General features: G+C 64.2%; 13 protein-coding genes. 10 read left to right on the top strand and 3 right to left on the bottom strand.

Features of this window, described 5'->3' with window-relative positions; all coding sequences use genetic code 11:
• The first annotated feature begins 1 nt into the window (after position 1).
• The 6 genes from tssM (GGQ99_RS05200) to GGQ99_RS05175 are packed head-to-tail and all read left to right on the top strand — an operon-like array spanning position 2 to position 8,126.
• The gene (gene tssM, locus GGQ99_RS05200; RefSeq protein WP_183261156.1) at positions 2 to 3,541 is read left to right on the top strand and encodes a type VI secretion system membrane subunit TssM; all 3,540 of its coding nucleotides are present in this window, start codon (positions 2 to 4) and stop codon (positions 3,539 to 3,541) included.
• Complete coding sequence (gene tagF / locus GGQ99_RS05195; RefSeq protein WP_183261154.1) at positions 3,523 to 4,065, top strand: type VI secretion system-associated protein TagF; 543 nt, start codon at positions 3,523 to 3,525, stop codon at positions 4,063 to 4,065. Before tssM (GGQ99_RS05200) ends, tagF begins: the two co-directional genes overlap by 19 nt.
• Positions 4,065 to 5,177 (top strand): DUF2169 family type VI secretion system accessory protein, encoded by a 1,113-nt coding sequence (locus GGQ99_RS05190; protein WP_183261152.1) that lies wholly within the window; start codon positions 4,065 to 4,067, stop codon positions 5,175 to 5,177. Before tagF ends, GGQ99_RS05190 begins: the two co-directional genes overlap by 1 nt.
• Entirely contained in the window at positions 5,174 to 6,214 is a 1,041-nt protein-coding gene (locus GGQ99_RS05185) for a beta-ketoacyl synthase N-terminal-like domain-containing protein (protein WP_183261150.1), read from the top strand. Before GGQ99_RS05190 ends, GGQ99_RS05185 begins: the two co-directional genes overlap by 4 nt.
• Positions 6,214 to 7,200, top strand: a complete 987-nt coding sequence (locus GGQ99_RS05180) for a DUF4150 domain-containing protein (protein WP_108608111.1) — start codon at positions 6,214 to 6,216, stop codon at positions 7,198 to 7,200. Before GGQ99_RS05185 ends, GGQ99_RS05180 begins: the two co-directional genes overlap by 1 nt.
• Positions 7,197 to 8,126 (top strand): beta propeller repeat protein, encoded by a 930-nt coding sequence (locus tag GGQ99_RS05175; RefSeq protein ID WP_108608110.1) that lies wholly within the window; start codon positions 7,197 to 7,199, stop codon positions 8,124 to 8,126. The genes GGQ99_RS05180 and GGQ99_RS05175 overlap by 4 nt, the downstream gene beginning before the upstream one ends.
• On the opposite strand, the gene GGQ99_RS05170 is transcribed toward GGQ99_RS05175, so the two are convergent.
• Genes GGQ99_RS05170 through GGQ99_RS05160 form a run of 3 tightly spaced genes read right to left on the bottom strand, consistent with a single transcriptional unit; the run spans position 8,117 to position 11,228 of the window.
• The gene (locus GGQ99_RS05170) at positions 8,117 to 8,464 is read right to left on the bottom strand and encodes a hypothetical protein (protein WP_108608109.1); all 348 of its coding nucleotides are present in this window, start codon (positions 8,462 to 8,464) and stop codon (positions 8,117 to 8,119) included. The genes GGQ99_RS05175 and GGQ99_RS05170 overlap by 10 nt on opposite strands.
• On the bottom strand, positions 8,464 to 8,889 hold the full coding sequence (locus GGQ99_RS05165; protein WP_183261148.1) for a DUF6484 domain-containing protein: 426 nt from the start codon (positions 8,887 to 8,889) through the stop codon (positions 8,464 to 8,466). The genes GGQ99_RS05170 and GGQ99_RS05165 overlap by 1 nt, the downstream gene beginning before the upstream one ends.
• An 11-nt stretch (positions 8,890 to 8,900) precedes the next feature.
• Positions 8,901 to 11,228 (bottom strand): type VI secretion system Vgr family protein, encoded by a 2,328-nt coding sequence (locus tag GGQ99_RS05160; RefSeq protein WP_183261146.1) that lies wholly within the window; start codon positions 11,226 to 11,228, stop codon positions 8,901 to 8,903.
• A 202-nt stretch (positions 11,229 to 11,430) separates the two neighbouring features.
• On the opposite strand from GGQ99_RS05160, the gene tagH reads away from it, so the two are divergent.
• From tagH to GGQ99_RS05140, 4 genes are all read left to right on the top strand, one after another.
• Positions 11,431 to 12,549, top strand: a complete 1,119-nt coding sequence (gene tagH / locus GGQ99_RS05155) for a type VI secretion system-associated FHA domain protein TagH (protein ID WP_183261144.1) — start codon at positions 11,431 to 11,433, stop codon at positions 12,547 to 12,549.
• Between the two features lie 166 nt (positions 12,550 to 12,715).
• The gene (tssL, locus tag GGQ99_RS05150; RefSeq protein WP_183261141.1) at positions 12,716 to 14,227 is read left to right on the top strand and encodes a type VI secretion system protein TssL, long form; all 1,512 of its coding nucleotides are present in this window, start codon (positions 12,716 to 12,718) and stop codon (positions 14,225 to 14,227) included.
• A gap of 28 nt (positions 14,228 to 14,255) precedes the next feature.
• Positions 14,256 to 17,774, top strand: a complete 3,519-nt coding sequence (gene tssM, locus GGQ99_RS05145; protein WP_183261139.1) for a type VI secretion system membrane subunit TssM — start codon at positions 14,256 to 14,258, stop codon at positions 17,772 to 17,774.
• 122 nt (positions 17,775 to 17,896) lie between these two features.
• Complete coding sequence (locus GGQ99_RS05140; protein WP_183261137.1) at positions 17,897 to 18,664, top strand: PP2C family protein-serine/threonine phosphatase; 768 nt, start codon at positions 17,897 to 17,899, stop codon at positions 18,662 to 18,664.
• Positions 18,665 to 18,680: the final 16 nt, after the last annotated feature.

Raw genomic sequence — 18,680 nt, 5'->3', positions numbered from 1 at the left:
GATGTTCATCCTGCGCTTCCTCTGGGCAGTACTGACATCGCGGTGGCTCTGGACCTTGATCGGCCTGACGCTGCTGTCGCTGATCATCTGGGTTTTCGGCCCGATCGTGGCGGTCGGCCAGAGCACGCCCTTTGCGTCCGAGACCGTGCGCATGGCGATGATCGCCGGCCTGGTCATCCTCTGGCTCATCTGGCTGATCCTGGCCCAGCGCAGGGCCATCCGCGCCAACCGGGTGTTTGTCGCCGAGATCGCCGCCCCGGCGATCGAAAAGCCGCTCACCCCGGGCGAGCAAAGCGTTGCGGCGGTCGGCGCCAAGTTCCAGGGGCTGATGGACGAGTTGAAGCGCCGCAAGCTCGGCGGGCGCAAGTTCCTGCGCGAGATGCCGTGGTACGTCATCGTCGGGCCGCCTGCGACCGGCAAGACGACGGCGCTGCGCCAGTCTGGCCTTAACTTCCCGATCGACCTGACCGACGACATCCAGGGCGTCGGCGGCACCCGCAACTGCGACTGGTTCTTCTCCGAACACGCTGTGCTCATCGATACCGCCGGCCGCTACGTCCAGCAGGAAAGCCAGCCCGACGTTGATGCCGCCGAATGGCTGGGCTTCCTCGACCTGTTGAAACGACATCGTGGGAGGCGGGCGCTCAACGGCGTCATCGTCGCGCTTTCGATCGATGCGCTTTCCGAGGGCGACGAAGCCATCAAGGCGCATGGCCGCAAGATCCGCCGCCGCCTCGCCGAACTCAACGAACGCCTGGAAATCCGCTTGCCGGTCTATCTGATGTTGACCAAGGCGGACCTGATCAAGGGCTTCGAGCCGTTCTTCGGCGGTCTCTCCACCTCCGCCCGCGAACAGGTCTGGGGCGCGACATTCGCACCTGATGCGCGCGTGGACGGCAAGATGGTGGCCAGCGAGATCTCGCTTTTGGCGACCGAACTCGAGAAACGGCTTGTTCCGCGCCTCGAAGATGAAGACGCCCTCGCCGCCCGGGCCGAGATCTTCCGCTTCCCGGCGCAGGTCGAAAGCCTGTCCGAGCCCGTCCGGCTGCTGGTCGAACATATCTTCGGCGAGAGCCGCTACGAAGACAGCGCCTGGCTGCGCGGCGTCTACCTGACATCTGCAACGCAGGAAGGCGCGCCGATCGACCGGCTGACCGCTGCACTGTCCTCGTCGTTCGGCTTGCCGCCACGGCGGGCCATGGCCTCGCCGCGGGTGGAAAAGCGCAGCTTCTTCCTCAAGAACCTGCTCACCGAAGTGGTATTCAAGGAAGCCGGCCTCGGCATGTTCGATCCGGTGGCGCAACGTCGCCGCACCTGGATCTGGCGCGCGGCGGCCGCTGCGTCAGGAGCAGCCGTGCTCTTGGCAGGCGCGCTCTTCGGCCTGTCCTACTACGACAACCGCAACGCCATCGCGGCACAGGCGGGTCAGCTCGAGGCTTTGCAGGCGCCGCTCGCACCCTTGGCTGCCAGGCCGGCGCCCGTTGACGCGCCAGACATCGACATCGCGCTCGCCGCGGTCACGGAAGTGGCGAATGCCCGTACAGCACCGCCGAGCGGTGTGCGCGATCTGCTCGGGCCGACGGCATCGCCTGAGCTGCTGCGGGCGCAGGCCGACACATACAACCACGCCCTGCGCAACATCCTCGAACCGCGCATGGTGGCATTGCTCGAAACGACGATGTGGCGGCAGGTCCGCGATCCCGAATTCATGCTGGGTGCGCTCAAGACCTACCGCATGATGACCGGGCTGTCGCAGATGGACCCCGACTTTGTGCAAGCCTGGTGGGTGAACGACCTCCCCGAATTCGCGCCTGTGGCGCCCTTCCCGACACCGGATGCCGAAGAGCACCAGCTCGCCGCCATCCGCCGCATGACGGTCGATGCGAGCTACGTCGCGCCCGATCCGGCGCTGGTCGCGGAAGCGCTTAAGAGCGTCTGCACAATCTCCCTGCCGGCGCGCGCCTACAAGCAACTGCTGGCCGACCCCGCAGTCTCCGAACTGAAAGAGTGGATTCCGGCAAATTTCGCCGGCCCGAACGGCTCCAAGGTATTTGCCCGGCGTTCGGACAAGACGATGCGTATCGGCATTTCGGGTGCATTCACCTATGCCGGCTTCCACGACGTCATCCTCGACCGGCTGGAAGAGGTCGCCGCCCAGGCGGCGCTCGATCGTGCTGTCTTTGCCGGCGGCTGCGCGGAGAATTCCGAAACCTCAGTGTCGGCACTGTCGGAGGACATCCTCAAGCTCTACTACGAGGATTTCATCGCCCAGTGGGACAGCCTGCTGCGCGATATCCGTCTGGCGCCCCTCACCGACCTCAACGTTGCCAGCGAAAACCTCAAGGATCTCTCCAGCGCCGATTCAGCGCTGAAGCGCCTCGTCACGGCGGTGGTCCACGAAACCGACCTCGTGCGATCGGACGAGGAGCCTGCGGGCGACAACAAGGCCGCGGCCAAGGGCGCCAACAAGCTGCTCAGCAAGCTCGGCAAGGTCGGCAAGCTCGCCAAGGCAGGTGCCAAGCTATTGCCGCGTGCCGGCTCGGCTGCCGAAGTCGACATGACCGGCACGCTCGTCGCCGAGCATTTCAAGCCGCTCAAGGGCGCCGTCGCCGAGGTGGACGGCCAGCCGCCTATGCTCGATGCGGCCGTCGTCGCGCTTACCGCGCTTTCCAACGTGCTGCAGACCGTCACCGCCAATCCCGACCCGCAGGATGCCATCAAGAAACAGGGCGGCCTCGCCGAACTGACGGGTGCCGTCGCGCGCCAGGCGCAGATCCTGCCCGATCCCATCGACGACTGGCTCGGCGGCATCGCCGGCGACACCAGCGGCCTGACCGAAAAGGCGGTCACCTCCGAGCTCAACGCCATCTGGCGTGCCGACATCCTGCCGTTCTGCCAGGCGGCGCTGACCGATCGCTATCCTTTCAGTCCGGCAAGTGCCGTCGACGTCAATGTCCGCGATTTCGCCCGGCTGTTCGGTCCCGGCGGGCTGATCGACGCCTTCACCAACGATCATCTGATCAGTTATGTCGACACCGCCAAGCAGCCCTGGACCTGGCGGGCCGATTTCGGCCTCGACGCCTCTGCGCTCGCCGCCTTCGAACAGGCGCGGCGCATCCGCGATGACCTGTTCCCCGGTGGCACGGGACCGCTGATGAGCTTCACGCTCGAGCCCAAGGATCTGTCGCCCACCGTCACCCGGGTGACGCTCAACCTCGATGGCCAGAGCCTTGTCTACTTCAACAACGCCACCCGCCCGCAGCCCATGACCTGGCCGGGCAAGGATGGCACCGGAACGATTTCGCTTGCCTTCCAGCCGATCGACGGCTCGCCCGAGGTCATCGTCAACGAAACCGGCAGCTGGGCCTGGCTCAGGCTGCTCACCAAGGGCCGCTTCACCGGCACCGCCCTCTCCGATGTCTACAACCTGCGCCTGGGCGCCAAGAACTTCTACGCCGACTTCGAGCTCAAGGCGGCAAGCGTGGAGAACCCCTACAACCTCCAGATGTTCAAGAGGTTCACGTGCCCGTTGAACATCTAGGCACCGGCTTCTACGGCAAGATCCCGGCGACCGGCGACTTTGTCGGCCGGGGCCTTCCGGTCGACTTCGTGCGCGCATGGGACCGCTGGGTCGCAAGCCATCTGGCGCCACTGCAATCGTCAGGTCTCTGGCCCGACGAAGTTGCCCTCCGCTTCCTGCTCGGCAGCAATGCCAACGGTCCGATGGCCGGCATCGTCGTGCCAAGTGGCGACCGCGCCGGCCGCAGTTTTCCGCTGACTGTCGCGGCTCCGCCTTCTTCTGCCCTGGCCGGCTTGGCCATCTCTGCGTCGGACTGGTTCGACGATGTCGAAGCTGTGGCCGAGGCAGCGCGCCATGGCGCAGTCGGTGCCGACGAGTTTGCCCGCGAACTCGCCGGGCTGCCCTTCCCACCGACCGAACCCGACAGCGAGGTCGTTCTCGGCATGCTGCTCTGGACGAGAATTTGCGTGCCGATGGAGGTCGATCCGGCAGAGCCGCGCGCGGCATTGGACCGGCTGCTCGCGGCCAGTTGGGAGACCAACTGATGCAGATCTGGAACCAGACCGGCTTCGTGCACGAATTCACCATGGGCATGGACAAGGACGCCCGCGAATACATCGTCGTGGTGGTCAAGGGCACGTTCGATTTTCCGGACACCCCAGGCGGGCCGGTGCGCAAGTCGGCCGAGCAGGTGCCGCTTGTCATGGCCGACATCCTCACCGGCGCACCCGGCTATTCGGCCACGCTGTGGGAAACCGACTTCGCCTTCCGCAAGCCGCGCTGCGACGTGATCGCCAATGGCTGCGCCTACGCGCCCGGCGGCCGCCCGGCCGAACGTGTACCGGTAGGCATCAAGCTCGGCGCCTGGCAAAAGCTCTTCGAGGTGGTCGGCACCCGCGAATGGCGCGCGCGCGGGCCGCTGTTCATGGCAACCGCGCCGCAGCCATTTCTCCGCCAGCACTTTTCCTATGACACCGCCTGGGGCGGTACCGACCGCCTCGACCCCGAGGACAAGCTGCCTGCGAGCTACACGCACAATCCCGTAGGCGCCGGCTGGGCGCGCACCCGTAACCAGAATCTGATCCCCGGCCTCAGGCTGCCGAACACGCAAGCCATCGGCGAAGACATCGCTTCGCCGTTCGGCGAATACAAGCCGATGAGCTTCGGCCCGATGGGGCGCGGCTGGCCGGGCCGCATCGAATATGGCGGCACTTACGACGACAACTGGGCAAAGAACATCTTCCCGTTCCTGCCACCGGATTTCGACGAACGCTACTTCCAGATGGCTCCCCCCGACCAGCAGGTCGATGCGCCGAAAGGCGGCGAGGAGGTGGTGCTCGTCAACCTGACGCCCGAGGGCAAGACCTGGTTCACTCTTCCACAGACTGCCCTGCCGATGACGATCTTCCGCGACGGCGACAAGGTGCTTGAACGCGCGATCTTGCCCGACACATTGCTGTTCGATCCCGAGAACCGGCGCCTGTCGATGGTGTGGCGGGCAGATGTGCGGATACTGAAGATCATCACGGAGTTCGAGGAGGCCTGGATAGGCCCGCCAACCGAAACGATGCTCAGGGCCCGGAAGCAGGGCAAGGAGTATGTTCGAGACGTGGCGACGCAGAAGGAATTCATGGACGACGAACAGGATGCCGCATGACAGCCGAGCTCGCCATTCTCGCCTGCGGAATGGTCACGGCCGTCGGCCTCGATGCCCCTTCCGCCTGCGCTGCGATGCGCGCACGTCTTGACGGATTCCAGGAGACGCGCTTCCAATCCGGACCCGACGAGGCAGTGGTCGGCGCTCCGGTTCCCATCACCCACGAAATGCTGGGCGAAAGGCGCATGGCCTATATGGCGGCGGCAGCGATACGCGAATGCCTGGATGCCCTGCCTGAGGCACGCGCTGCGGCAACACACCTGATCCTTTGCGTCGCCGAAACGGACCGCCCAGGCAGCCCCGTAGGAGACAATGCGCGGCTCGTGCAGCGAATTGGCGCCCTGCTGGCTAGGCCAGCCAACGGCCCCACGCGCGTCATCAGTGAGGGAAGGCCCTCGGGGCACGCAGCATTGCGAACCGCGGCCCGGTTGCTGGCGAATGGAGAGGCCGAGTACGTCGTCATTGCAGGCGTGGACAGCTACCTCACCTCTGGGACGATCACGCATTTCCTGGGAGAGAACCGTCTGCTGACGCCGGACAACGCCAATGGCTTCATCCCCGGAGAGGCAGCGGCAGCCATCCTCTGTGGCGCGGCGAAGCGTGGCGCCTTTCAGCTCGCCGGGCTCGGTCTCAGCCGCGAACCGGCCTTCATCTACAATGGCCTCGACGAAGAGGGCGCGCACCTCCCCTTGCGCGGCGACGGCATGACGGCCGCATATCGGGACGCACTGTCGGAATGCGGAATCGAGATGGCTGGGCTCGGCTACAGGATCGCCGACCTGATCGGAGAGCAGTACTGGTTCAAGCAATCGGCACTCGCCTCGATCCGGCTGGTTCGCGGCGCACATGGCTTCCAGGACATCTGGTCCCCGGCCGAGTCGCTCGGCAATGTCGGAGCGGCCGTCGTGCCGGTCATGATCGCCATGGCAATGACGGCCGCCGCCAAGGGATATTCGGGCGGCACCCCGGTGCTGGTCGAGGCCTCCAGCGACAGCGGCGCCTGTGGCGCAGCGGTCTTCTCGGCGCGTGTGCAGTGATGGCGAACGTTTACGCCAACGGGTTGGAGATTTCCGGCAAGGGCAGCGACGGAAAGACCATAGCTGCGTTCCCCGACACCTGCTTCACCCCTCCCCAGACGCCGGCGACGCCGCCGGGCGTACCCATCCCCTACCCCAGCTTCGGCATGTCGGGCGATACCGACGAGGGCACTGGCACGGTCAAGATCGCCGGCAAGACCGTCAACATCAAAAACAAGTCCTACCTGTCGAAGACGACCGGTACTGAGGCCGGTTGTGCCCCGAAAAAGAACATCATCACGTCGAAAAACACCGGGAAGGAGTATTTCCATTCCTGGTCGAGCGACGTGAAGTTCGACGGCGAGCCGGTCATCCGCTTCACCGACATGGCGACCAACGATCATGCCTCGCCACAGGCGGGGACACCGCCTTGGGTTCACGTGCTCAAGATGAATGTCGGCGGGATAACCTGCGGCAAGCTTCTCAAGAAGATGAACCTGCGACTGCATCCTCACAACAAGAAGAAATGCCCGAAGGGCTATCAGTCGGAGCACTATGTCGGAAATGAATATTTCCAGGCCGACCGCGCGAGCAATACATCCTATGATCAGTGGAAGGAATACAGCGTACACAGGGCGCCCTGCGTCTGCATCCGCTCGATGAAGCACAAGAAGGGTGGCGGGTTCCAGGAAACCGGCAAGGGCAGCCGAAAGGACACCCCGCACGACACCAAGACCAAGGCTGTCAACGACTACAACGAAAAGCGCATGGCTCAGACGGGCAGATCACCCAAGCTGCGCGGCGCCGTCGCCAAGGGCACCAAGTCGATCGCCGAGCAACACAAGGAGTGCAGGGACGCAAGTCCCGCCACGCAAGATAAGGTCGCCAAGTGCCTGTCGATGGTCTTCATGGCCTATATGCAGAGTGTCGTCGGCCCACCGCCTCCTGAGAAGACCATGGAGGAACTGAATGAAATGCGGACCATGCGGCATAGGACGGTCAAATGACGGGGCAAAAGGACATCGAACAGATCCCGCCTGATCAAATCTACCTTGAGGCGATGCGGGCGTTCCACGTCGGCGGCACACAGTTTGGAGTGTCTGTCGAGTTGAGCGACGAGTACAGGGAGCGTGGACGCTCTTACCTGCTGCTGGTCGATTTCAATGGCAGCCAGGCGCGGTTCGACATCGTGCTGCAGCTGGAAAACCAGATGCTGTCGCATATCAGCACCTCGCCACGGGATCATGTTCTGCTGGAGGTGGGCGGCCTCACCCACTTCCTGCGCGGCACGGCGCACACCACCGCGCGGGCGCCGGAACCGTTCTTCCACAAATTGTTCCTGCCGCCGGGCGGACCTTTGTTCACCTATGGCGAGGACGGTTGCGTCTGTCGGTTCGAGGCAGGCGAGTGGCATCCGATCAAGCCTCTGGTGTCAGCGTTCCTGAGGACGATGCACGGGCCATCCGCCTCGCAGCTTCACGTCGCGGGTGACCACGGCACGCTATTGCGCTTGGTGGGCGACAGCTGGCGCCAGATCCCGCTCGATTTCAATCGTTCCATTCAGGCCATCCATGTGTCCGGCGACGGCACGGTCAGCATCGGCTGCGAAGACGGCTTTTGCTTCGAGTACCGCGACAGCGAATTGAAGCAGATAAAGGCTCCCGACAGCGACTTCATGTCGATCTGCGACTTCCAGGGCGCTCGCTACTGGGGCGACAACGATTTCGGGCTTTTCGTTCAGGACGACCGAAAGTTGAAGAAGTTCCGGGCTCTAGGGTTTGCCTATGCGATGCAACCGTCGGACGAACTGCTCGTCGTCACCGGATGGAAGGAGGTCTTTGTTTTTGACGGCAGCACCTGGTCGGGGTTCGAATTCGGCTATGATGGCCATCTCTATATCCAGGCGATCGACATGACCAAACGCTATCTCTGACGTACTGCCCCGTTCGCCGCGAGGTATTCCCTGACCTTTTCCAGTTCCAGTTCTCCCACGCGGATCGGTCGTTTCGTGTCGAGCATCCTGACGACGAACAGTTCCCCCGCCTCGGGATATTCCGCGTAACGTTCCTGCGCTATTTCGCGCCCGACCTCCCCAGCCACGCGCAACCCGTCGAGATGCGCTTCCAGGCGTTCGACAAGCCGCGCCAGGCGAACCTCGTCCATGTCGGGATTTTCGTCCGGATGCAGCAGGTGATGATCGTAGACGGTCCACAGGAACGCCGCCATTTCGGCGTGCTGTCTTACGATCTCTCGCAGCACCGGCGCTGGCATCAGTTCAGATTGACCGAGCCGCCGCGGATGCGGTTGGCGGCGCTGGCGTGGCTGGTGACATAGGTGCCACGAATGGTGATGTGGCCATCCTTCTCCATGATGATCGTGGCCTTGCCGCAGCGCAGTTCCAGGCGTTCCTCAGCGACGATCCTGACCAGTTCGCCGTCGCGGATGACCTGCGGCGCCTGTGCCTTGCGGGCCGGGTCGATGATGCGCCCGACGATGAGCGGCCGGCCGACATTCCCGTCCTCGAACAAAAGCGCCACTTCGGCACCGATCATGTCCGAACTCATCGCCGTCAGGCTGCGCGCCCGCACCGCCGTTTCCTTGGCATTGCCCGGGAACACGACGAGCGGCGCCTCCCCGTCGAAGCCGAGGAACATGCCGATCACAACCCCGTCGATGCGCTTCGCGATCCTTGTCATCCAACCCGCCCTCAGTTCTGCTTGATCTGCGAACCCTTCATGGTGATGTCGCTCGATGCCTTGACGTTGATCTTGCCCGAGCCCAGGACGGTGATGTCCTTGCCTTCGATGTTGATGGTGCCGTCCTTTTTCATCGAGATGGCAGCCGAGCCGCATTTGATGAGAATGGAGTCGCCGGCCTCGATCAGAAGGTCCTTGCCGACCTTGATGGCAGCTCCTTCGGCGACCTGAACCAGGCTGCCCTTGGCAATTTTCAGCGCACGATCGCCGCCGACCTCGGTGGTGTCGCCATCGGCAATCTTGGTGCTGCGCGCCTTGCCGATGGTCGTCGACTTCGCGCCGCCGACCTCGAATGTCTGGTCGGCACTGATCTGCACGGTCTGATTTGCGGCGACCTGCCAGCTGTCGTCGGCACCGATACTGTGGCTCTGGGCAGCACCCACGCTCACCGAGCGGCTGGCGCCTATCGTGTTCGATTGGGCTGCTCCGACCGTGCGCGTCTCGCTGGCCCCGACTGTGTCGACGCGCGCAGCCCCGACCGTGATCGCCTGCGCGATGGCCACCGTCTGCGCATGATTGGCGCCGATTGTCTCGGTCGAATTCAAGCCGATGCCGATGGTCTCGTTGGATCCCACCGTCAGCGATCGATTGGAACCCACCGTCTCGGTGTCGTTCGATCCGATGTCGGTCTTCTGGTCGACGCCGACCTTGACCGTTTTGTTGTTGCCGACGTCCTCATCCAGATTGTGGCCGACGGAATGCTTGGCGTCGTGATCGATGCGGTCGGACTGGTCGTGCTGCACGAGCTTCGTTCGATCGTTCTTGATCAGAAGGTTGTGGTCCTTCTGCGCCTGGAAATTGACCAGCTCGGAGCCGGCCTTGTCCTCGAACATCAGCTCGTTGTAGCCGCCGCCGCCCTTTGAAGAGTCCGATTTCCAGCCCGATTGCGTCGCATTGCCGGGCAATCCGTAGGGCGGCATCTGGGAGGCGTTGTAGACCCGTCCGGTGATGATCGGCAGGTCGGGATCACCCTCGATGAAATCGATGATCACCTCCTGGCCGATGCGCGGGATCTGGATGAACCCCCATCCGCTGCCGGCCCAGGTCTGCGACACCCGCACGAAGCAGGAGCTGTTCTGGTCCTTCTTGCCCAGGCGGTCCCAGTGGAACTGCACCTTCACCCGGGCATATTCGTCGGTGAAGATTTCCTCGCCCGACGGCCCGACCACCGTTGCCGTCTGCGGCCCGCGCATGATCGGCCGCGGCGTGATGCGCGGTGGCCGGTAGGGCAGGCTTGTCGGCGCTACGCCCAGAACCACCGTGAAGTTGTCGCCTTCCGTCTTGATCCCGGTGTGATAGCTCGGGTCGAAGATCCGGTACTCGACGCTCAGCACCAGATATTCCTGGTTCTGGTCCTCGCGCGGAAAGCCGTCGAGCTTGAAGGTGCAGCCCGAGAAGAGACCTCGCACCGTGCCCGCAGCTGCGATGCGCTGGTGCACCGCCTGCAATTCCTCGCGGCGCACCGCAGCAATGCTGTCGCCGCGCCCGACATCCAGATGCGTGCCCGGCTGGCGATAGTTCTCGCCGTCCGCGAGTTTGTGCCCGAAGGCCTGTTCGGACTTCGCCATCAGGTCGGCGCCGGGTTTCTTGAAATCGTAGTCGGTGTGGGCGTAGGCGCCGGGACGCACCGAACTCCCGGGAATCCATTCGGTGATGTATTCGACGTCGCGCCGGGTGCCCTGACCTTCGAAATGATACGGCACCTTCTCATAGCCCTTGGGCGGCTTGAGCTTGTTCATGGCGTCGGCAAGAATCAGCTTGTGCTCGCCGTCGTCGTGCTCGAAGAAATACATGACGCCTTCGTGCTCGAGCAGTCGCTGCACGAAATCGAGATCGGTTTCGTCATATTGCACGCAATAGTCGCGTGGCGGATACGATCCCTGCAGCCGCTTGTCGAATTTGGCCGCGCCATACTTCGAGAAGATCTTCTCGACGATCTCGATGATGCTCATGTTCTGGAAGATGCGGCAGTCGGTTGTATTGCCGAGAAACCACAGCCACGGACGGATGGTCGCCTCGTAATAGGCGAGCCGGTCCTCGATCCGTGTCAGGCGGAAATCCGAAACCAGCCCGCTGAACCAGCGTTTCGGATCGGACTCGCCTTCGATCGACACGGCGCCACCGAGCATCTTCAGCGGATCGATCTCCGCGTCGCTGCTGACGAAGCCCACACCATAGGAAAAACAGCGGCTGACCTCGTCGCGACCGACGAGATGGGTGAAAGTCAGCGTATCGCCGCCAAGGGGAGTCCGGACCACTGTCGCGCGATCGTTTGCCATGGCGTCGTGCCTCTCCGGGGACGGCCGGACTTCAGCTTTGAAGCTTAGCACAAGTTTTTCGGCCGGCCAAAGCGGGCACATGGAACGGGCGCGGCCGATGGCTTCGAAATGCCCCTGTGCCGTTGTCGCCGCAAACTGCTAGAATAAAAGGGTGAATTGGAACGAGGCTGCAGGAAACAGTCGAGTTGGCGGGCAATTTCGGATGTTCATCAGTCTGACCATCGAGAATGTCGACAGGCTGCCCAACGGCGGACCGCTGAGCTATAGCTCCGATGGTCGCAGCTTCGCGATCGGCCGTGAAAATCGCGACTGGAACCTGCCCGATCCCAATCTTTTCATTTCCGGCCTGCATTGCGAGGTCCGCTACGACAGGGGCACGTTCTGGCTCTACGACGTGTCGCGCAACGGAACCTTCGTCAACGGATCGGACCAGCGCCTTTCCGATCCTCATCCGCTCAGCCACGGCGACCGCATCTGGATCGGCCGTTACATCGTCGCCGTATCCATCGAGGAAGGCGTCGCACGCGCTAGCGGCAACGAATGGGGCGACTGGGGCGCTCCGCCGCCCCAGCGGGAAGATCCCGGCTATCCCGCCCGGCAGCCTTCACAGTCCGGCGACCCGTTTTTCGCCGACACGGCCAATGGTCAGGGAGCGGCTGGCATCGCCGTCCAGCCCGCCCGGCAGCCGCGGTCCCAGTCCCGAGCACCTGTCCAGCAGGTCGTCCAGCCGCCTGTCCATGCTCCCCAGATCGACGCCAGTGAACTGCTTCGGCTGATTGCCGCCGGCGCCGGCGTCTCGCCCGAGGTCTTCCTGCAGCGCGACGCGAAGGATGTCGCCGCCGAGGTCGGCGCGGTGCTGCGTGCCGTGGTCGACGAACTTGCCCTGCTGCTCAAGGCACGCGCCGCCGCGAAGGCCCTAGCCAAGAGCAGCCAGCGCACCATGATCGGCGGCGTCGACAACAATCCGCTGAAGTTCGTCCCGCGCTCGGAAGAAATCCTCGAGATCATGTTCGCCCAGCGCCGCTCCGGCTACCTCGACGCCAAGCACAGCGTCGAGGAGGCATTTCGCGACCTCAAGACCCATGAACTCGCCACCTATGCGGCGATGCAGGCAGCCCTCGCCCGCCTGCTTTCCGAGCTGTCTCCCGATGCGATCGAGCGGAAGGTCCCCGGCTCGTCATTCGTGTCTAAGAAGAGCCGCGCCTGGGATTTGTTCGTCGCCACGTGGGAAGCCAGGGAGCAGGCGCACGAGAACGGCATGCTCGACGTGTTCCTCGCCTATTTCAGCGAGGCCTATGCCAAGTCCGCCGGCAAGAAGTAGGCGTCCGGCATTCAGCCGCCGTTGACCTTGCTCCCGGCGCCCGGTTCCAATCGGCGGGCCCTTGCACTACCATGCCTCCGAGAGTTGGCCAGTCAAGCGATGCTGCTTGACAGGAGGCGCCTGCCGGCATGCGGGCGGGCGCCGCGCGAACCACGGGTGATCGGCGATGAGTTCGAAGGACGATCCTTCCGGCTCCGACGGCAGAACCGTTATTCGCGGATCGCCGCGCCGCGCGCCAAGGCCGGATCAGCCCGGCTCTGTTCCTAACCCGACGATCATCTACACTGCCGACGCCGCCCCCCCTGCCGGTACGGTGATCTATCAGGGCGTGCCGTTCGGCGATCAGAAACCGGACACGGCGCGACATGACGCAAGGCAGGAGAAGCCGCCGGCACGATCGGGCATCTCCCAGGACGCGCTGATCGATGCCGTGGACAATCTCCGGTTTGTCGCTTCGAACCCCATCATGGCGGCTGCGGCACCGCTGCTGATGTTGCTCGGCCATCTCCGATCGACGAGCATCGAGGTCGATGCGGTTGCGTTGGCCCAGCATGTCGCAACATGCATCGACGAGTTCGAATGGAAAGCAACTGATGCAGGCGTCGCCGAAGAGGACGTCCACATCGCCAGATACGCGCTTTGCGAAACCGCCGACGATGTCATCGCCAACCTGCCCGGGATCGGCCAGGAAGGCTGGGCACCACACAGCCTGTTGAAGCAATATTATGGCATTGAGGCTCCGGGAAACGGTTTCTTCGAGGCTCTCAATTCGGTTCTGGCCGACCCGGCGGAGCGCTGCGACCTGCTCGAGCTCATGCACGCCTGCCTGTCGCTCGGCTTCCAGGGACCTTTCCGCAGCGCCGCAGGCGAAGCCGACGGCCTGGAGACCGTCCGCCAGGACGTCTACGCCGCATTGCGCTACTTCAGGCCGCGCTCCGACGACGATATTTCTCCGCAGTGGCAAGGCATGGCTGCCATGGCGGGAAAACGTCCGACCCGGCTCCCGCTTTGGGTGGTTGCTGCTGCCGGCATCGCGTTGGTCACCGGCGCGTTCTTCTGGATGCGCGGCGACATCACCAGCCAAGGCGAGGCGCTCGCCGCCAAGCTCCTGGCTCTTACGCCTACGACGCAGATCGCGATCCAGCGCACGGATTTCGTGCCGATGGCCGTAGAGCCGCAACCAGTCGCGCCAGCCGCGCCGGTGGCCCCCGTAGCGCCGGTGGCGACGGGTGCGCAGATCGAACGCATCCGTTCGGCGCTTGCACAAGACATGCAGAGCGGCGTCCTCAGCGTCGAGGTCAAGGGCGTGTACATTGCCGTCGAGATCAACAGTGCGCTGCTCTTCGACACCGGCAAGGCCGAAACGAAGCCGGAATTCACTCCGCTGGCGGGCCGCATTGCGGCTGTGCTGGCGGCCGAACCAGGCGCCATCAGGGTCGTCGGCCACACCGACAACGTCAAGCCGCGCCAGTCGGGCACGTTCAAGTCCAACTACGACCTTTCGGTTGCTCGTGCCGAGGCGGTGGCCAAAGCGCTGGCGCCAGGACTTGGCGATGCATCCCGGCTCACCCCCGAGGGCAAGGGCGAAGATCAGCCAATCGCCGACAACGCCACCCCGGACGGACGGGCAATGAACCGCCGCGTCGACATCATGCTCCGGCGCGAGGAGACGCCATGAACGGCGGCGGCTATTTCCGGTGGAGCCCATGACGGCCGGGCTGTGGCGGATCATCGGCCTGCTGGCGCTGGCGGGCCTCTGCGCGGCCGTGTGGTTTGGCGGACCGCTGATTGTCCTCGGCGGCAGCCGGCCGTTTTCTGCTGACTGGCTGCGGCTGGTCGTCATCGGCGTGATCGTAGTCGCGATTACTGGCATCTACCTGCTGCGCGCGCTGCATGCGCGCAGGGCCCAACGGGCGCTCGAAGCGGCGGCTGTGGGCGGTGGCGCTTTCGGCGGCGATGCCGGGCTGCTCGAAACCGGGATGCTCAAGGCCATCGCCACGCTCAAGCGTGCCAGCGGCAGGCGCAACTTCCTCTACGAAGTGCCATGGTATGTCATCATCGGCCCGCCAGGTGCGGGCAAGACCACCGCACTGGTCAACTCCGGCCTCAAGTTCCCGCTGGCCGTCTCGGGAACGGCGCAGCCGGTCCCCGGCGTCGGCGGCACCCGAAACTGCGACTGGTGGTTCACCGACGAGGCGGTCCTGATCGACACCGCCGGGCGTTATACGACGCAGGACTCGGATGCCGAAGGCGACCGGAAGGACTGGCTGGCATTCCTGTCCCTGCTCAAGAAGCACCGTGGCCGGCAGCCGATCAACGGCGTGATCGTGGCCATCAGCCTCTCCGATCTGCTGGCGCCTGGCGATCAGGAGGCCGGCGCGCACGCCATCGAGATCGGCAACCGCCTGCAGGAAATCAGCGAGGTGCTGAAGATCAGGTATCCGATCTACGTCCTGTTCACCAAGGCCGATCTGGTCGCCGGCTTCATGGAGTATTTCGGCGCTTTCGATGAAGACCGGCGGCGCATCGTCTGGGGCGCCACGTTCCAGGCCCAGGATTATCGCAAACCGATGGTCGGCGAAGCGCCGGCCGAATTCGACGCGCTCGTGCAGCGCCTGTCGGAAGAGCTCCCGGACCGGCTCCAGGAACAACCGGATCCGCTCGCGCGCATTTCAACGGCCGGTTTTGTCGCGCAGTTCGGCTCGCTGCGGCAACGCATCACGGATTTTCTCGGACGCGTTTTCGATCCGGCGGCACGGCAGTCGAATGCCGTGCTGCGCGGCTTCTATTTTTCCTCCGGCACCCAGGAGGGCACGCCTATCGATCGTGTGCTCGGCGCCATTGGCCGCAGCTTCGGCACCGCCTCGACCAGCCAAATGTCGGGCACGGGCAAGAGCTTCTTCCTGCACGATCTGCTTGCCAAGGTCATTTTCGCCGAAGCCGGATGGGTCTCCCACGACGATGCCGCCGACCGGCGCGCCAGGTTCTCGCGCTATGCCGGCTTCGGCGCCATTGCCTTGCTCGCAACCGCTGGGCTCGCGGCCATGGCGGTCAGCTACACCGCCAACAAGACCCTGATCGCAGCCACCGACCAAGCCTCCGAAAACTATCGTACATCGGCCAGCGCGCTGCTGACGGCCGACGAGGTCGCCGACACCGATCTTGAAAATGTCATCGATGCCCTGGAGGAGGTCCGCAACCTGCCTGCCGGCTACGAAAGCCGCGACGAGCCGACGCCGGCACCGGAAATGTTGGGCATGAGCCAGCGCCCGCGTCTCCATTCGGCAACTGCCGCTGCCTATCGGTTGGCGTTGGAAAGGATGCTTCGGCCACGGCTGCTGCTGCGCCTGGAACAAGTGCTGGAAGCGCGGATGAGCGATCCGACGGCGCTCTATGAAGCGCTCAAGATCTACCTCATGCTCGGCGGCAAGGCACCCGGGACCGACGACGACCAGATCGTTGCATGGATGAAAGCCGACTGGGAGCGCAACCGCTATCCGGGGCCGCAAAATCGCGAGGGCCGCCTCATCCTCGAAAAGCACTTGCGCGCCATGCTGGTGCTCGACGACGAGTTCGACCCATCGATTGAGCTCAACCGCTCCGTTGTCGAGGCAGCCCAGCGCGCGCTTGGCCGCATGACGGTTGCCGACCGCGCTTCAGCCTTGATTTCGTCGGCCATTTCGGCTGCCGCGCTCACCGATTTTTCCGTAGCCGCGAGAGGCGGACCGGAAGCGAAACTGATCTTCGAAACCATCGACGGCAGTGATCTGTCCACGCTTCGCATCCCTGGTCTCTACGGCTACGCCGGGTTCAACGATTTCTACCTCGACCAACTGGCCGGCATCGCGCAAAAACTGGCCGATGACCAGTGGGTGCTTGGGGCAGGCGCCGAACAAGGCGATGTCGAGCAGGAACTGCTCAGGCTCGGTCCCGAATTGCTCGAACGCTACAGCAACGACTTCGCGCGAACATGGAACGAGGCGCTCGACAGGCTGAAGTTCAAGCCCATGTCGGGGGACAAACCCGAATATCTGGCTCTTTCCGCAGCCGGGTCGCCCAGTTCGCCGCTTTCACAGCTGTTCGAAGGGATTGCCAGGGAAACCGCCCTGACCCGCGCCACCGGCGCCGTTGTGGCGGACGTCGACGAACGCGCCGACGGGCTCGCCCGCATCGGCATCGAACTCGCTGGCCGCAAATCGAGCAGCCGGGCCGGAGCCGCCTTTGCCAACACGCCGACGCTGGTGCCGGGCGCCAATATCGAGGCCCAGTTCCGTCCGTTCCAGCTTCTGGTCGACGGTCGTCCCGGTCAACGCCCCATCGATGCGCTGATCCAGAATTTCCACGCCATCTACCAGAACCTCACGGTATCGGCCGCCGCCCCTGCCCGTGGCGATCGCGTCAATGCCAACCTCCAGCTGCAGATCTCCAACCTCCGCGCAAACGCCTCCCGCCTGCCGAAAACGCTGGCGCGCATGGTGCACGCCGCAGCCGACGATTTCGAAGGCGATGTTGCCGAAACCTCGCTGGCGCAACTCGGCCAAATGCTCGAGCAGACGGTCAGCGGTCCGTGCGAGGAAGCGATCGCGAACCGCTATCCGTTCGGCGGTGGCGGTGCGCAGGATGTGCCCATCGCCGATTTTTCCCGCCTTTTCGCGCCCAGCGGCGTCCTCGACCGCTTCTTCGCGCAGAATCTGGCCTCGTTCGCCGACATGTCGGGGCAGGAATGGCAATGGAAGCAGGAGTCCCGCCTCGGCCGTGGCCTGTCGAAATCGACATTGAAGCAGTTCCAGCTGGCCGCAGAGATCCGCGACGCGTTCTTCCCGCTTGGCGGATCGACGCCGGCGGTGAATATCACCTTCACCCCATTTTCACTGCATGGCGACGCCGACATGGCGTTGCTCGACGTCAATGGCCAGGTCGTGCAGAGCTATCAGAACGGCAGCAGCCCCGGCACCGTCACCTGGCCCGGCAGCCAGACCGCCGGCTCCGCCAATCTCAGCCTGACGCCGGAACTGCCCGGGCGTGACTCCGCCCTCAGGTTCGAGGGGCCATGGGCCCTCAAGCGTCTGCTCGATGCCGGCACCTCCACCCTCAACGGCGACAAGCTTGAGCTGCGTTTCGTCATCGGCGGCCGCGACGTCGCCTACACGGTCCAGGTCAATCCGCCGGGCAATCCATTTGCGCTCCCTGCTTTCTCCGACTTCACCTGTCCGAAAGGCCTTTGACCCGGCGCAACGGCACGCCGCCATGTTGATTTCGATACTCTAATGCCCGGCCCTGTGGCAGACTGGCGGACGCGAGCGTTTCCACGCAACGCAGAGGGGCGCTCGAGAAGCGCTTGAGGCCATTGAGCAATGTTGCCCTCCCCTTCGAAAGCTTTGGCGTAAGCCACAAGGGCTGCGTCCGCCAGATCAATGAAGACAGCTACCTGATGGAGCCGCGCAGCGGCCTGTGGGTCGTCGCCGACGGCATGGGCGGCCACGATGCCGGCGAAGTCGCCTCGGCCAGTATCATCGAGCATCTCGCAACGATCGGCATCGCCAGTTCCGCGCCTGATCTGCGCGCGCGTTTCGAGGACCGTCTGCGCAAGGCGCATTCCGACATCCGCGACATTTCCGACCAGCGTGGCGCGACCATCGGCTCCACCGTCGCCGCCCTGTTGGTCATGGACGGCAAGTTCGCCTGCCTGTGGCTGGGCGACAGCCGCGTCTACCTGGTGCGTGACGGCAAGCTCTCCCAGGTTTCGCGCGATCATACCGAGGTGCAGGAACTGCTCGACCGCGGCGCGATAACCGAAGCCGAGGCGCGCACCTGGCCGCGGCGCAATGTCATCACCCGCGCCATCGGCGTCAGCGATGATATCGCGGTCGATTTCCGCCAGGGCGAAATCCGCCCCGGCGATGTCTTCGTGCTGGGCACCGACGGTCTCACCGCGCACGTCACCGATGCCGAGATCGAGGCTTCGGTGGCGTCGGCGAAGCCGCAGGCCGCCTGCGAGGACCTGCTCGCGAAGGTGCTGTCGCGCGGCGGAACGGACAACGTCACCATTGTGCTAGTGCGGATTCGGGGCGCGACCGACGGTGCATCTTCTGAAGCTTTGGCGGGAGGCCGATAGAGGCCAGCGACACGAC

Source organism: Aminobacter niigataensis (genome assembly GCF_014200015.1).
In the GTDB taxonomy this organism is placed as follows: domain Bacteria; phylum Pseudomonadota; class Alphaproteobacteria; order Rhizobiales; family Rhizobiaceae; genus Aminobacter; species Aminobacter niigataensis.
Note: the sequence above shows the minus strand (reverse complement) of the source record. Positions and strands in the feature narration are given on the sequence as shown.